At 68.8% G+C, this 14,542-nt stretch carries 16 protein-coding genes; 3 read left to right on the top strand and 13 right to left on the bottom strand.

The annotated features are described in order from the left end of the window. Positions 1–83: 83 nt before the first annotated feature. Positions 84–1,193 (top strand): DUF418 domain-containing protein, encoded by a 1,110-nt coding sequence (locus N8I71_RS08525; RefSeq protein WP_262877531.1) that lies wholly within the window; start codon positions 84–86, stop codon positions 1,191–1,193. Here N8I71_RS08525 and N8I71_RS08520 read toward each other — a convergent pair. The 10 genes from N8I71_RS08520 to N8I71_RS08475 form a co-directional block, all read right to left on the bottom strand. Next, entirely contained in the window at positions 1,178–1,570 is a 393-nt protein-coding gene (locus N8I71_RS08520) for an ACT domain-containing protein (protein WP_262877530.1), read from the bottom strand. The two genes, N8I71_RS08525 and N8I71_RS08520, sit on opposite strands and share 16 nt — an antisense overlap. Continuing rightward, positions 1,570–2,655: a phospho-N-acetylmuramoyl-pentapeptide-transferase gene (mraY, locus tag N8I71_RS08515; RefSeq protein ID WP_262877529.1), complete on the bottom strand. Its 1,086-nt coding sequence runs from the start codon at positions 2,653–2,655 to the stop codon at positions 1,570–1,572. Before mraY ends, N8I71_RS08520 begins: the two co-directional genes overlap by 1 nt. Continuing rightward, entirely contained in the window at positions 2,656–4,083 is a 1,428-nt protein-coding gene (locus N8I71_RS08510; protein WP_262877528.1) for a UDP-N-acetylmuramoyl-tripeptide--D-alanyl-D-alanine ligase, read from the bottom strand. Further along, positions 4,080–5,564, bottom strand: coding sequence for a UDP-N-acetylmuramoyl-L-alanyl-D-glutamate--2,6-diaminopimelate ligase (locus N8I71_RS08505; protein WP_262877527.1), 1,485 nt, complete (start codon positions 5,562–5,564; stop codon positions 4,080–4,082). Before N8I71_RS08505 ends, N8I71_RS08510 begins: the two co-directional genes overlap by 4 nt. A 40-nt stretch (positions 5,565–5,604) precedes the next feature. Continuing rightward, positions 5,605–7,383, bottom strand: coding sequence for a peptidoglycan D,D-transpeptidase FtsI family protein (locus N8I71_RS08500; protein ID WP_262877526.1), 1,779 nt, complete (start codon positions 7,381–7,383; stop codon positions 5,605–5,607). Continuing rightward, the gene (gene ftsL / locus N8I71_RS08495; protein WP_262877525.1) at positions 7,380–7,742 is read right to left on the bottom strand and encodes a cell division protein FtsL; all 363 of its coding nucleotides are present in this window, start codon (positions 7,740–7,742) and stop codon (positions 7,380–7,382) included. Before ftsL ends, N8I71_RS08500 begins: the two co-directional genes overlap by 4 nt. Then, on the bottom strand, positions 7,742–8,740 hold the full coding sequence (gene rsmH, locus N8I71_RS08490) for a 16S rRNA (cytosine(1402)-N(4))-methyltransferase RsmH (protein WP_262877524.1): 999 nt from the start codon (positions 8,738–8,740) through the stop codon (positions 7,742–7,744). The genes ftsL and rsmH overlap by 1 nt, the downstream gene beginning before the upstream one ends. Continuing rightward, positions 8,737–9,267 (bottom strand): division/cell wall cluster transcriptional repressor MraZ, encoded by a 531-nt coding sequence (locus tag N8I71_RS08485; RefSeq protein ID WP_262877523.1) that lies wholly within the window; start codon positions 9,265–9,267, stop codon positions 8,737–8,739. Before N8I71_RS08485 ends, rsmH begins: the two co-directional genes overlap by 4 nt. Before the next feature lie 580 nt (positions 9,268–9,847). Continuing rightward, positions 9,848–10,945, bottom strand: coding sequence for an Mrp/NBP35 family ATP-binding protein (locus N8I71_RS08480; protein WP_262877522.1), 1,098 nt, complete (start codon positions 10,943–10,945; stop codon positions 9,848–9,850). 52 nt (positions 10,946–10,997) lie between these two features. Further along, a complete protein-coding gene (locus N8I71_RS08475) occupies positions 10,998–12,188 on the bottom strand; it encodes an MFS transporter (RefSeq protein WP_262877583.1) in 1,191 nt (396 codons plus the stop codon). Between the two features lie 184 nt (positions 12,189–12,372). On the opposite strand from N8I71_RS08475, the gene N8I71_RS08470 reads away from it, so the two are divergent. Continuing rightward, positions 12,373–12,594: a DUF1127 domain-containing protein gene (locus N8I71_RS08470; protein WP_262877521.1), complete on the top strand. Its 222-nt coding sequence runs from the start codon at positions 12,373–12,375 to the stop codon at positions 12,592–12,594. A 309-nt stretch (positions 12,595–12,903) separates the two neighbouring features. On the opposite strand, the gene N8I71_RS08465 is transcribed toward N8I71_RS08470, so the two are convergent. Together N8I71_RS08465 and N8I71_RS08460 are read right to left on the bottom strand one after the other, a co-directional pair. Next, complete coding sequence (locus tag N8I71_RS08465; protein ID WP_262877520.1) at positions 12,904–13,044, bottom strand: hypothetical protein; 141 nt, start codon at positions 13,042–13,044, stop codon at positions 12,904–12,906. Between the two features lie 54 nt (positions 13,045–13,098). Next, on the bottom strand, positions 13,099–13,551 hold the full coding sequence (locus tag N8I71_RS08460) for an Lrp/AsnC family transcriptional regulator (RefSeq protein WP_262877519.1): 453 nt from the start codon (positions 13,549–13,551) through the stop codon (positions 13,099–13,101). A gap of 73 nt (positions 13,552–13,624) precedes the next feature. Between N8I71_RS08460 and N8I71_RS08455 the strand changes: the two genes are divergently transcribed. Beyond that, the gene (locus N8I71_RS08455; RefSeq protein ID WP_262877518.1) at positions 13,625–14,224 is read left to right on the top strand and encodes a LysE family translocator; all 600 of its coding nucleotides are present in this window, start codon (positions 13,625–13,627) and stop codon (positions 14,222–14,224) included. On the opposite strand, the gene N8I71_RS08450 is transcribed toward N8I71_RS08455, so the two are convergent. Continuing rightward, positions 14,208–14,504, bottom strand: coding sequence for a hypothetical protein (locus tag N8I71_RS08450; RefSeq protein WP_262877517.1), 297 nt, complete (start codon positions 14,502–14,504; stop codon positions 14,208–14,210). The genes N8I71_RS08455 and N8I71_RS08450 overlap by 17 nt on opposite strands. Between the last annotated feature and the right edge of the window lie 38 nt (positions 14,505–14,542).

Below are 14,542 nucleotides of genomic sequence, written 5' to 3'. Positions count from 1 at the left end.
TCACGAGGCATCTTGACAGATGTTGAGCGGGCGCTCAATTAGGCACGGTCACGAGTTGAGCAATTGCTCAATTGGAGGTTTCCATGTCCCCTTCCCGCGCCCCCGAAGTCGACCTGCTGCGCGCCGTCGCGCTTTACGGCATCTGCATCGCGAATATCCCCTACCTCGCGCTGCCCTTCGACGCGCTGGCGGTTCCGCCGTCCGAAGGCATCGACCGTCTCGCGGCCATCGGCTCGGCCCTCCTGGTTCATGGCAAGTTCTTCGTCCTTTTCTCCTTCCTGTTCGGCTGGGGCTTCGGCGTGCAGCTTGCGGCCGCCGAGCGCCGCGGACGGCCCGCGCGCGAGACCTACCTGAGGCGTCTTGCGGGCCTGCTGGTCATCGGGATCGCCCATGCATTCCTCGTCTTCGCGGGCGACATCCTGATCCTTTATGCAATCCTCGGCCTCGTGCTGTGGACCTTGCGCAACGCCTCCGACCAGACGTTGCGGAGAATCGCGATGGGCTCCGTCGTGGTCGCCGCGCTGGCCTACGCGATCGTGGGCGCCGCGCTGACCATCCCGCTCGACACGATCCTCTCGCCCGAACCATCGGGCTATCTCGGCGGCTTCAACGACGCTCTGGCGCAGCGGGCGGGCGACTGGGTGCTGGCCTTTCCCTTCGTGCTCCTCTTCAACGGGCCGCTCGCCTTCGGCGCCTTCGCGCTCGGCCTTCTCGCCCATCGGCACGGGTTCCTCGAGCCCGGCAGCGCCGCCTTCGCACGGCTCGAACGCGCGATCCCCTGGCTGCTCCTGGTCGCCATCCCGGCCAATGCCGCCTATGCCGCGACGGTCACCTCTACCGGGTTGCAGGCGCTGACCGGCGCTGCGGGCTGGGCCTGCCTCGCGGTCGGTAGCCCGGCACTCGCCTCGGTCTACCTCTGGGCGACGGTGCGACTTGCCCGGACGGGATCCGCGGGCGATCCCGGCATGGGCCGCGTCTCGCTCAGCGGCTACATCCTGCAGGGCATCGTCGCAGGGCTGATCTTCAATGGGCTGGGCCTCGGCCTCCACGGACAGTTCGGGCTCGCCGCGCTCGTCGCCATGGCGGTTCTGGTCGCCGTCATCGTGGACGTCGCGCTGCGCGTATGGCTCCGGTTCTTCCGCACGGGCCCCTTCGAGGCGGTCCTGCGGCGGATCACCTACGGTCCGGCCTGAGCGAGCGCGCGCAGGATGGCCAGCGCCTCCTCCGCGCGGTTCTCGGGGACGAAGGCGTGGTCGTGGTGGAAGGCCGCGACCATGTTGCAGGGGATGCCGGCATCGGCCAGAGCGCTGGCGACGGCGGCGGTGAGGCCAACACCGTCGAGCGCGGAATGAACCGTGAGCGTGATGCAGGCCATCGGCAGCGAGACGTCGAGGCCTTGAGCAGTCGCCTCCTCGATCGGCAGGATCGCCGACAGCCCTTCCTCCTCGGCAAAGGTGGCGATGGCCCCCTCCGGCACCGAGGTCAGGGTCGCAAAGACGTAGGCGCCCTCGCGCCGAACCGGGGCCATGCCCCGGATCATCGCGGACCGGTCGCGGACCGGTCCGGGCATCAGCGCAGCTTCAGCGTAGCCAGACCGATCAGCGCGAGGATCAGCGATATGATCCAGAACCGGATGACAACCTGCGGCTCGGCCCAGCCCTTCTTCTCGAAGTGGTGGTGGATCGGCGCCATCAGGAAGACGCGCTTGCCGGTGGCCTTGAAGTAGGCGACCTGCACGATGACGCTGACGGCCTCGGCCACGAAGAGGCCGCCGACGATCGCCAGCACGATCTCGTGCTTCGTCGAGACCGCGATCGCCCCGAGCGCGCCGCCGAGCGCGAGCGAGCCGGTGTCGCCCATGAACACCGCCGCGGGCGGCGCGTTATACCACAGGAACCCGAGCCCCCCGCCGATCAGCCCGGCGGTGAAGATCAGAAGCTCCCCCGTTCCCGGCACGTAGTGGACATCGAGATACTCGGTGAAGTCGACGCGGCCGACGGCATAGGCGATCACGCCCAGCGTTCCGGCGGCGATCATCACCGGCATGATGGCGAGACCGTCGAGACCGTCCGTCAGGTTCACGGCATTGGCGGACCCCACGATCACGAACATGGCGAAAGGCACGAAGAACCAGCCCATGTTGAACAGGACGTCCTTGAAGACCGGCACGGCAAGCCGTGCCGACAGCTCGTCGGGGTGGACACCCACGGCGATGACCGCCGCGACCGCCGCGATGGCGAAGCCGATACCCAGACGCACGCGGCCCGATACACCCTTGGAGTTGTTGCGGCTGACCTTGGCCCAGTCATCGGCGAAACCCAGAAGCCCGAAGGCCACGGTCACGCCCAGCACGAGCCAGACATAGGGATTGTCGAGCCGCGCCCACATCAGCGTCGACAGCGTCAGCGCGGCAAGGATCAAGAGCCCCCCCATCGTCGGGGTGCCCGCCTTGGTGGCGATGTGGTGGGCCGGACCGTCCTCGCGGATCGGCTGCCCGCGCGAGTATTTCCGCCTGAGCGCGTTGATGAGCGGCCGCCCGAACAGGAACCCGAAGATCAGAGCGGTGAAGAACGCGCCGCCGGCACGAAAGGTTATATAGCGGAAAAGATTGAAGAAATCTCCGCCATCCGACAACTCGTTCAGCCAGAACAGCATTCAGGAGGATCCTCGCGGTTTGGTCGGCGTCGCTTGCCCGAGTTTACGCAGCGCGTCAACCACGCCGGACACGCGGCTGCCCTTGGAGCCCTTGACGAGCACGACGTCGCCGGCCCGCAGTTCCCGCGGGAGGAGACGCGCAAGCTCGGCGGCGGTCTCGGCATGGAGGCCGCGGCGGGAGGCTGGAAGCGCGGCGTGAAGATGCTCCATCAGAGGGCCGGCGGTATGCACCATGTCGACGCGCGCCATGGCCGGCAGGTCGGCCACCTCGGCGTGGATCTCGGGCGCCGAGGTTCCCAGTTCCAGCATGTCGCCCAGCACCGCGATGCGGCGGCCCCGGCCCTGGGGCTCGGCCGCCGCAAGCACGTCGAGCCCGGCGGCGAGAGAGGCGGGGTTGGCGTTGAAGGCGTCGTCGATGAGTTCGATCGTCAGGTCGCCGGTGCCCGACAGGTCGAGCGCCTCGCGCGTGCCCCGGCCCGAAACCGGCTCCCAGCGGGACAGCGCGAGCGCCGCCTCGGCCACGTCGGCACCGACCACGTCGCAGGCCGACAGGGCGATCAGCGCATTCATCGCATGATGCCGACCGGGAACCGCCAGCTTGAACAGCCGCTCGTCGCCCCGCATGCGGGCGCGCACCACCGTGCTCGTGTCCGACAGCCGCACTTCGGTCAGGCGCATCTCGGCCTCCTCCGCCTCGCCGAAGCGGATGAGCTCCGCACCGACCGAGCGGGCCTTGTCGAAGAGGATGGGCGCCGTCTCGACGTCGGCATGGGCGAGCGCGATGCCGCCCGCGGGCAACCCCTCGTAGATCGACGCTTTTTCGTGCGCGATCCCCTCGATCACGCCGAAGGCCTCCAGATGCGCCGGGGCGACGGTGGTCACGATGGCGACATCCGGCGCGGCCATGCGCGCGAGCGGGGCGATCTCGCCCGGGGCGTTCATCCCGATCTCGATGATCGCGAAATCCGTGTCGGCCGGCATCCGCGCCAGCGTCACCGGCACGCCCCAGTGGTTGTTGAAGCTCGCCTCGGCGGCGTGCGTCGCGCCCTGCGGCGACAGGGCGGCGCGCAGCATCTCCTTGACCGTCGTCTTGCCGACCGAGCCGGTGACGGCGATGACCCTGGCCTTCGTTCTGGCCCGCGCGGCGCGGCCGAGCGCGGCCAGACCCTCCAGCACATCCGGCACGATCAGCAGGCGCGCGGGGTCCACGCCGGCCGGCACCCGCGAGACGAGGGCCGCGACCGCGCCCTTGTCCAGCGCGTCGGCGACGAAATCATGGCCGTCCCGCGCGGCGGAGAGCGCGACGAACAGGTCGCCCGGCTGCACCGAGCGGCTGTCGATGGAAATGCCGTTGGCCTGCCAGTCGCCCGTGGCCTCGCCCCCCGTGGCGGCGGCGGCCTCGGCCGCGGTCCAGAGCGAAGCCCTCATGCACGGCCCTCCAGCGCGGCGACCGCAACGCTCGCCTGTTCCACGTCGTCGAACGGATAGACCACGTCACCCACCTGCTGCCCCGTCTCGTGCCCCTTGCCCGCGATGAGGAGCGCGTCGCCCGCCTCCAGCGCATCGACGGCGCGCAGGATCGCCTCGGCCCGGTCGCCGATCTCGGTCGCATCCGGGCATCCGCCCAGCACGGCCGCCCGGATCGCGGCGGGGTCCTCGCTGCGGGGGTTGTCGTCGGTGACGATCACCACGTCGGCATAGGCGGCCGCCGCCTGCCCCATCAGCGGACGCTTGCCCCGGTCCCGGTCGCCGCCCGCGCCGAACACGACGTGGAGCCGCCCCAGCACATGCGGGCGCAACGCCTTCAGCGCGTTCTCGAGCGCGTCGGGTGTATGCGCATAGTCGACATAGACCGGCGCGCCGCTCGTCCGGACACCGGCAAGCTGCATCCGGCCGCGCACGCCAGTGAGCCGCGGCAGGACGCCGAACACGGCCTCGACCTCCTCGCCCGCGGCGATGGCGAGGCCCGCGGCGGTCAGCACGTTCATCGCCTGGAAGGCACCGATCAGCGGCAGGCGCAGGCGGATGGGCTTGCCCCAGGCCTGCACCAGGAGGTCCTGGCCCCGTTCGTCCAGCCTGCGGCCGGCGATGCGGAGTTCCGCGTTCTCGGCGTATTGGGCGACGCCGATCACCTCGTTGCCGCGCATCTCGACGGTGTTGGCGACCTCGCGGCCATAGGGGTCGTCGACGTTCACCACCGCCACGCCGTCATCCACCAGAAGCTCGGTGAACAGTCGCAGCTTGGCGGCGAAATAGGCCTCCATCGTGCCGTGGTAGTCGAGATGGTCCTGGGTGAGGTTGGTAAAGGCGGCGGCGCAGGGGCTGACCGCCTCCATCCGCCGCTGGTCCAGCCCGTGGGACGAGGCCTCCATCGCCACATGCTCGATCCCGTCGGCCTTGATCGCCGCCAGCAGGGACTGAAGCGTGAGGGCGTCGGGCGTGGTGTGGATACCGGGCGCGGAATAGCTGCCTTCGACACCGGTCGTCCCGATGTTGACCGCGGGATGGCCCAGGTGTTCCCAGATCTGTCGGGTGAAGCTCGCCACGCTGGTCTTGCCGTTGGTGCCGGTGACCGCGACGAGGGTTTCCGGAACCGGCCCGAACCAGAGCGCGGCGGCATTGGCCAGCGTGGCGCGCGAATCCTCGGCCACAACCAACGCGACGCCGGACCCTTCGAGCGCATCGGCGGCCAGCGCCGCGCCCTCGCGGTCGGTCAGGATCGCCGCCGCGCCATCGGCGATGGCCTGCGCCACGAACCGTGCGCCGTGCACCGTCGTGCCGGGCAGCGCGGCGAACAGCGTCCCTTGCCGGATCTTGCGGCTGTCGATGGCGATGCCGCTGACCACGACATCCGCGCCGCCCTTCGCGGCGAGGCCAAGCCCCGAGAGCGTCCTTGCCTCTGTCGTCATCGGCGGCCCCCTTGCCCCGCCGACCGCGAACCCTGCGCGGTCAGTTCGAGCTGCTGGATAGCGGAAGTGCGGGGGTGGGTTCAATCTCGGGACGCAGCCCCAGAAGGGGCGCGGCGCGGCGGATCACCTCGGCGGCGACGGGAACGGTGGTCCAGCCCGCGGTGCGCCGCGGCTCGGGCCCGGACAGTTCGACCGGCTCGTAGAGCGTGGTCACCAGCACGTATTGCGGATCATCCGAGGGGAAGACCGCGGCGAAGGTGTTGATGTTGCGGTCCTCGTAGTAGCCGCCGCGGGCGCGCGGCATCTCGGCCGAGCCGGTCTTGCCGCCGACGCTGTAGCCCTCGACCTCGCCGAAACTCGCCGTTCCATCGGTCACCACGGCCCGCAGGAGTTCGCGGATCTGGGCGCTGACCCTCTCCGAGATGATGCGCTCGCCCGTGGCGGGCGCATCGGTCCGCAACAGCGTCGGCGTGACCAGCGTGCCGCCGTTCACCATCGCGGCATAGGCAGCCGCGAGATGCAGCGGCGACGTCGATAGGCCATGCCCGTAGGAAATCGTCATCGTGGACAATTCTCCCCAGCGGGCAGGCCACAACGGACGACCGCTCGGCGCCTCGATCATCTCGATCGTGGTGGGCGCGAGAAAGCCGAGACGCTCCATGAAGGCGCGCTGCCGTTCGCCGCCGATCAACTGCGCGATCCGCGCGGTGCCGATGTTCGAGGAATGGGTGAAGACGTCATGCACGGATTGCTCCGGCCCGCGGGAGCGGAAATCGGTGATCGCGAAGCCCGCCATCCGAAGCGGTCCGCGCGTGTCGATCAGGTCGTCGAGGCTGACCAGCCCTTCCTCGAGCGCCTGGGCGACGGTGAAGGTCTTGAACACCGAGCCGAGTTCATACACCCCCTGCAGCGCCCGGTTGAACAGCGGGCTGTCGGCCTGGTCGCCCTCGGTCAGGGGGCGGGGGCGCGCGTTGGGGTCGAAGTCGGGCAGGCTCGCCATGGCGATGATCTCGCCGGTGCGGATGTCCATGAGGACGGCGGAGGCGCCGCTTGCGTTCATCAGGGCCATGCCGCCGGCCAGAACCTCCTCGACGGCGGCCTGAACCGTCAGGTCGAGCGACAGGCGCAGCGGCGCCTCGCGCGCGGGATCGCGCAGCGTCTCGTCGAAATTCGCCTCGACCCCCGCCACGCCGACGACTTCCGCCGCGTTCACGGCCTCCTGGCCGAAGCCCGCGCCACCGAGCACATGGGCCGCGATGGCGCCGTTGGGATAGAGCCGCATCTCGCGCGGCCCGAACAGCAGGCCCGGCTCGCCGAGGTCGTGCACCATCTGCTCCTGCTCGGGCGAGATGTAGCGGCGCAGCCAGATGAAGCGGCTGTCGGAGGTGAAGCGGCGATAAAGCGCCTCGGCATCCATGTCGGGGAAGATCTCGGCCAGCCCGTCGGCGGCGGCGCGGGGATCGACGATCTCGTGCGGATGGGCATAAAGCGCGTTGGTGGCGAAATTCGTCGCGAGCACCCGGCCATGCCGGTCGACGATATCCGCCCGCGTGTTCAGGATCGACGTGCCCGAGACCGCGACGCGCGGCTCCTCGGCCTCGGAGGTGGCGAGCGCCGCCATTCTCGTGCCGACAGCGCCGAACCCCATGAGAAAGCAGATCGCGACCAGCAAAAGGCGGCTTTCGGCGCGCACGCGCATCCGGTCGCGCTGCGCCTCGTGGCGCAGCCGCAGGTTCTCACGTTCGATCGCGTCGGGGTTCTCGCCTTTCTGGCGGGCATCGAGAACGCGGGCGAGCGGGCGGAGCGGCGTGCGGATCATGGCACCTGCTCCTCGGCGGTGGAGGAATTCTGCAGGAGAAGCTCCTCGACCTGCGAGGCAGGGTCCGGCTCTGGCCTCGGATGCGGCAACTCGGCGACGAGGCCGAACTGCTCGGGCACCATCGGCAGAAGGCCGAGGCGGTCGAAGTTGAACTCGGCCAGTTCGCGCAGGCGGTCGGGGCGGTTGAGATAGGCCCATTCGGCGCGAAGCACCGCGAGACGCTCGCGCTCGGCGCCGATCGAGACCTGAAGACGCTCCACCTCGCGGATCGCCGACTGGGTCAGGATCGTCTGGTGATAGGCCCAGTATCCCAGGCCGATGACGGCAAGTGCGGCAAGGATCGTGGGAAGGCCGCGCATCAGTGAAGCCCTCCGACCTGCGGAAGCCCGAGGCGCGCCGCGTCCACGGTATCGGCGGGTGCGTCCGTCCGGGTCGCGACACGGAGCTTGGCCGACCGCGCGCGCGGGTTCGCGGCGATCTCGGCCTCGTCGGCGACGACGGCCTTTTTCGGGGTCAGGACGAAGCCCGGCTCCCGGTGCGCCTCGGCGGGGGCGTGGCGCGAGCCGCCGCCACCCTCCGAGGCGCGCTCCGCGAGGTACCTCTTCACGATCCGGTCTTCGATGGAATGGAATGTCACGACGGCGAGCTTGCCGCCCGGCTTCAGCGCGCGCTCGGCGGCGGCCAGCGCCGCGACCAGCTGGCCCAGTTCGTCGTTCACGGCGATGCGGATCGCCTGGAAGCTCCGGGTGGCGGGATGGCTCTGGCCCGGCTTCTTGCGCGGCAGACAGGATTCAACGATTCCAGCGAGTTGCAGGGTGGACGTGATGCGGCCCGTCGCGCGCTCGGTCACGATGGCGCGCGCGATCCGGCGCGCGGCGCGCTCCTCGCCGTAGAGAAAGAGAATATCGGCCAAGAGCGCCTCGGGCGCATCGTTGACGAGGTCCTCGGCCGAAAGCCCCGCCTGCCCCATGCGCATGTCGAGGGGCCCGTCGCGCAGGAAGGAAAAGCCGCGCTCGGCGCGGTCGAGCTGCATCGACGACACACCGAGATCGAGCGTCACGCCGTCGAGCAAGGGATGCCCGGCGGCGGCCGCGTGTTCGTCGAGTTCGGAAAACGTGCCGGGAACGAGGATCAGGCGATCCCCCCACGCCCCCGCCCAGGGCGCGGCCATCTCGAAGGCGAGCGGATCCCGGTCGATGCCGATCACGATCTCCGCCCCTGCCTCAAGCAATCCACGGGCGTAGCCACCAGCGCCGAAGGTGCCATCTAACCACACGCCAGATATCGGGGCGACCGCCCGCAACAACGGCCCCAGAAGGACCGGCAGGTGCGGCTGGCCGTTGTCTGCGCCCGTCATTCCGCATCGCTTCCGACCACGTCGGGCTTGCGGCGGTTGGCCAGCGAGATGGGATTGAAGAATTCCTTGCCCTCACCGAACTTCTCCAACATTTTCAGGATCTTGTCATCCGCTGCCGTGCCGTCGGCCGGCTTGAGGATGTGAAACTTGCGGCCCTTGCCCTGGAACAGCGCCTCGCCATCGAGGTCCAGCTTGTCGCGGGCGGCGGTCGGCAGCACGAAACGCCCCGTCTCGTCCACGGCGACCTCGTCGCACTTCGCGAAATAGAGGTATTCGAGCACTTCGCGCTCGTCCTCGCCGTCGTCCATCGCCTCGATGCGCGCCACGAGGTCGTCGTAGTAATCGCCCGAGAGGCACTCGACGAAATCGTTCCTGGGGTTTCCGTAGGCGATGTAGAGGCGCGCGGGATCGCCCGGTCCGCAGCGGCTGTCGCTGGCCTGCAGGGCACGACGGAACTTGGCCGGAAGCGACATCCGGCCCTTTCCATCCACCTTGTTCAGGCTTTCGCCTTGAAACCTGCTGTCCACGGGCTTGCGCCTTGTTCTTTTATCGTAGGCCCGTCGCCATTTTTTCGCCGCATTGCGGCCTTATTCGGGCCCCGGGAACGGAAACGGCGGATTGAGCAAGCTGCCACTGCTCAATCCGCCGCCCTCGTCCCATTGCTGGGTGTCCGACTACGCAGGCCACCTGGGGGGATGTCTGCTCGCTTGCGCGCCGGATCTCTTTGTTCTGGCGTTCGAGATTGCCTGTATGAACCTGCCGTTTTTTGTTTTTCCATCAGACCCTTGGGTCCGAAGTTCGATCTCGTTTGCCGATGAACAAGGTGTGCCACGCCACTTTCATCCAATCAACTCCTTTTTTCGGAACTTTCATCCACCACGTGCCTCAGTGCGGAAATGCAACACCGCCATCCACCCGAATTGATGCGACCCGAACGGCAATTGTGGTAGTTTCACGCGCAATGGACCCAACATCTTGGGAGATGTCGGGCCGTGGCAGGTTTTTCCGGGTGGTGGCAGAAAATTCCCGAAAAATCCGGCGAGAGGCCGGGATCGGGGTGTTTTCAGGTTTTCAGGGCCGCGAATCAGCCCGTGGGACGGCCTTGGCTCAGGCCATCCCGCCCGCGATGAAGCGATGCGCGAGGGCCGCGTAGGCCTCGGCCATGGGTCCCTCGCCCGCCGCGATGGGCTTGCCGGCATCCCCCGCGATGCGGGTTTCCAGGCTGATCGGCAGGGAACCGAGGAACGGATGGCCCATGCGCTCGGCCTCGGCCCGCACGCCGCCCTCGCCGAAGATGTGCTCCTCGTGGCCGCACTTGGGGCAGACATAGGTCGACATGTTCTCGATCAGCCCGAGAACGGGCGTCTTCAGGAGCTCGAACATGTTGAGCGCCTTCCTCGCGTCGAGAAGGGCCACGTCCTGCGGCGTCGAGACGACGATCGCGCCCGTCACCTCGGATTTCTGGCAGAGCGTCATGGCCACATCGCCGGTGCCGGGCGGCAGGTCGACGAGGAGGATGTCGAGCTCGCCCCACTCCACCTGTGTCAGCATCTGCTGGAGCGCCCCCATCAGCATCGGCCCACGCCAGACCACGGCCTTCTCCTCGGGCAGCATGAAGCCGATGGACATGCAGGTGACGCCGTGGGCCTTGAGCGGGATGATCGTCTTGCCGTCGGGCGAGGACGGGCGCTTGTTCACGCCCATCATGCGGGGCTGGGAGGGTCCGTAGATATCGGCGTCGAGCAGGCCCACGCGCCGCCCGGCCCGCGCCAGCGCCACGGCAAGGTTGGAGGCGACCGTGGATTTGCCCACGCCACCCTTGCCCGAGCCGATGCCGATGATGTGCCGCACGCCCGAGGGTTTCATCGATCCCGCTTGCGGCTTCATGTGCCCGCCGATCTGCAGGTTGGGGGGCGCGCCCGCGGGCTCCGCGGGCCTCGGCGGCGCCTTCGCGGCCGGACCATGGGCGGTCAGCGCGACGATCACCTGCTCCACGCCCGGCAGCTTCTTCACGAGGTGCTCGGCGGCAAGCCGCACAGGCTCCATCCTGCGGGCGGCATCAGGGGACTCGGCCTCGAGGATGAAGGACACGCGCCCCTCCTGCACGCTCAGCGCGCGGACCATGTCGCGGGAAACAACGTCGCCGCCATCGGGCAGGGTCAGGCCGGAGAGGGCCTGCAGGATGCTGTCGCGGGTCTGCGTCATCGTCTGGGTTCCTTGTCGCGCGCAATCGTTCCGCCCCGAGATAGGACGGAATTCAGGCGCGCGCACCCCCAAGACGCCACACCGCGATGACGAGAAGGCCGACGACCCCCGCCACGGCCAGCGCCCGGCCGATCTGCATGATCTCCGCGACCGCGCCGATGAAGGCCGCGCCGATGGCCACCGTGCCGAAGCCGACGACCGTCCAGAGGCTCATGACCCGGCCACGATAGGCGTCCGGAAGGTCGGTCTGGATCGCGGCCTGCAGGCTGACGCCGCACCATGTCGCACAGAACCCGGCGAGCGCTGTCGCCCCGAGCGCCATCGGCCAGTACGGCGCGAGCCCCATGCCGATGATCGCCGCGAAGCCCAATGTCATCGCCACAACGACGCTGCGGGGAATGCCGGCGGAGACATCGCCCATCCCGAAGGCCTTGAACGAGGCCGACAGCAGCGCACCGGCACCGGCCGCGGCGGTCAGCATCCCGAGGCCCGCCGCCCCCTGCCCGAAGGCCCCGTCGGCCAGCACCGGCAAAAGCTCGAGCCCACCGCGCACCAGCGTGGCGAAGACCAGCGTCAGCAACAGCGCCTCGCGGATCAGGGGCGTGTCGCGGGCGAAGCGGACCCCGTCGCGCAGCTCGGACAGGTAGGGCGCGCGCGGCCGCGGCGGCAGGTCGCGGGGGCGCAGCGCAGGCAGCACCGCCAGCATCGGCATGTAGCACAGCACCGCGACCCAGAGCGCCGCGCCCGCGCCGAAGCCCGCGATGATCCAGCCCGCGGCGACCGGCGCCACGAGGCGCGCGAGGTTGAAGTTCAGCGCCGTGGCCGAGACCACGTGTTGCACCATCTCGCGCGGAACCAGACGCGGCCCCAGCGACATCCGGACCGGATGATGGGCGGAGGTCACGAGGCCGATGCAGAGCGCCGCCGCCGCCACGCCCCAGGGGCCCACCAGCGGCAGGGCGAGCGCAAGGACGGCGAGGACCGCCGCCATCAGCGCGTTCGTGACCAGCGCCGCCCGGCGGATGTTCACGCGATCGGCCATGACACCGAAGACCGGGCCCGCCAGCAGCGTCGGCGCGAGGCTGAACGCGGCGACCATCCCGACGAATCCCGCCGAACCCGTCCGCTCCCAGGCAAGCCAGGACAGTGTCACCCGCTGCACCCAGATCGCCTGCACGGCGAAGAAGACCCCGACGAAAAAGCGGGCGAACTGGGGGTCCCGGAAGGCGCCGCCGACGATCATGCTCAAAGCGCTTCGGGCCCTAGCGCGCAAGGGCGCGACGACCTATGCGGTTTCTGCATAGCAGCATTGAACCCTCGGTTATTGTGCACCTGCAGCATTTCCTTATCTTCCAATCGTAACGGGGTGATCGAAATGCTCCAGCGCCGGGCCATTCGGGTTCGCCGCATCAAGATTTGAGGACGCTATGGCTTACGTATCGAGCAACCGGACCACAAGCATTTCTGTAGGCGCGCGCCTTGCCGAAATCGGCAAGCAGGCCGCAGAAGCATACGCCGCATGGCGGCTTTACCATCGCACCCTGGCCGAGCTGAACGAGCTCTCGGGCCGGGAACTGGATGACCTCGGCCTGAACCGGTCGATGCTCCGGGGCGCCGCCTTCCAGGCCGTATACGGCAAGGCGGACTGAAACGAGATTTCCCGACGGCCCCCTCCTCCCTTGGGGTCGCGGGAATTGCGGGTGCATCTCTCCTCCTCCCTTGGGGTGCATCCGCCAGGATCCCGGGCCCGCAGGTCCGGGGAAGGATCGGTCCCTCCTCCTCCCTTGGGACCGTGACGACCGGCGGCGAACCCTCCTCCTCCCTTGGGTTCGCCGCCACCCAAATCGGCGCCTCCTCCTCCCTTTGGCGCTGAAATCTGGCGGTGATGCCCTCCTCCTCCCTCGGCATCACCGCCATTTTTTTTGTCGAAAGCATCGGTGCGGCGACATGAGGCACGGTCAGTCGGGAATCGCGACTGCGCCCATCTCGAACATCATCGGATCGGCGGCGTGCTTCGGCACGGGCACGGGCCTCTGCGCCGCCAGCGCCGGGCCGAAGCCCCGCGTGACCGACTCCCAAAGGGTTGCGCGCCTCCACATGTCGTGGGCGCCGACGCAGGCCGGGGTTTTCAGGACAGGTTCGGGCCCCGCGCCCTACTTGCGCTCGTCCTTGGGCGAGCCGATCACGACATAGGTGGTGATCGTCGAGACCTGCGGCAGAGCGCCGAGGATATCGGTATGGAAGCGCTTATAGGCCGGAAGATCCGCCGCCTCGACGCGCAACAGGTATTCCACGTTTCCCGTAACGTTGTGGCATTCCCGGACCTCGGACGCCGCCGCCATCGCCTGCTCGAAGGCGGCCTGCGCGGACTTCGTGTGCGTCTTCAGCCCCACCGAGAGATAGGCGACGAAGCCCTGCCCCATCTTCGCGGGGTCCAGCATCGCGCGGTAGCCCGCGATCACCCCCGCCGCCTCCAGCGCCTGCACTCGGCGCAGCGTCGCCGAGGGGCTGAGCGCGACACGCTCGGCCAGCGCGAGGTTGCTGATCCGCCCCTCACGGGCCAGAACTCGCAATATCTGGCGGTCTTTCTGGTCAATTTTCATCATTGATTGCGCAAATAGCGCGAAAGCCGCGCAATTCGCAATTCCATTCGGGGGCGAAAGCGGGAGCGTTGGCGCCATGACCATCGACATCCTCGCCGCCCTTCTCCTCTTCGCCTTCGCGTCCTCCGTGACGCCGGGGCCGAACAACATCATGCTGCTCGCGTCGGGCGCCAATTTCGGGTTGAGGCGGACGGTGCCGCACATGCTCGGCATCTCGGTTGGCCACGCCGTTATGGTGGCGCTCGTGGGACTTGGCCTGATCGGGGTCTTCGCGGCGCTGCCCTGGCTGCGCACCGCGCTGATGGTGGCCTGCGCCGGCTATCTCCTGTGGCTCGCCTGGCGCATCGCCAACGCCGCCCCGCCGCGCGAGGGGCAGGCCGCGGGCCGGCCCTTCACCTTCCTGCAGGCGGCAGGCTTCCAGTGGGTGAACCCGAAGGCTTGGTACATGGCGATCTACGCGCAGACCAACTACAACACGGGGCAGGAGGCATGGGACGCCGTCGCCGTCGCGCTGGCATTCGCCGCCGTGAACCTTCCCTCGGTGACGGTCTGGGCCTGGGGCGGCACGCAGATCCGCCGCTGGCTCGAGGCGCCTGGGCGGCTCAGGGCCTTCAACGTGACGATGGCTCTGCTCCTGGTGGCCTCGCTCTGGCCGATGTTCAGCGCGCTTCGGTAGCGGGCACTGCCGCCACTGCGGGGCCCGAAACCGGCCGCGCCCGCATAGAGCCGAGATCGACCATGACGCAATCGGGATTCGACGCCCGCGCAGCCCCGAGCAGCGCGCGCGCCGCCCCTGCCCCGCGCCGGAGCGCGAGCCGGTCGTACCTGTCGTTCAGCAGCATGAGCCGCGCCTGCGCGAGGCTGCGTGCCACCTCGATGTCGCTGGCGTCTTCGGCAAGCAGGGCAGCATGGCCCCGCGCCCGACTGGCGTCGGGTTCGTAGATCAGCGTCTTCATCGGGATCCTCCCTTGGACGGACCGGTATCCCGGCCCCT

Source organism: Roseicyclus sediminis, assembly GCF_025515305.1.
Classification (GTDB): Bacteria; Pseudomonadota; Alphaproteobacteria; order Rhodobacterales; family Rhodobacteraceae; genus Roseibacterium; species Roseibacterium sediminis.
Note: the sequence above shows the minus strand (reverse complement) of the source record. Positions and strands in the feature narration are given on the sequence as shown.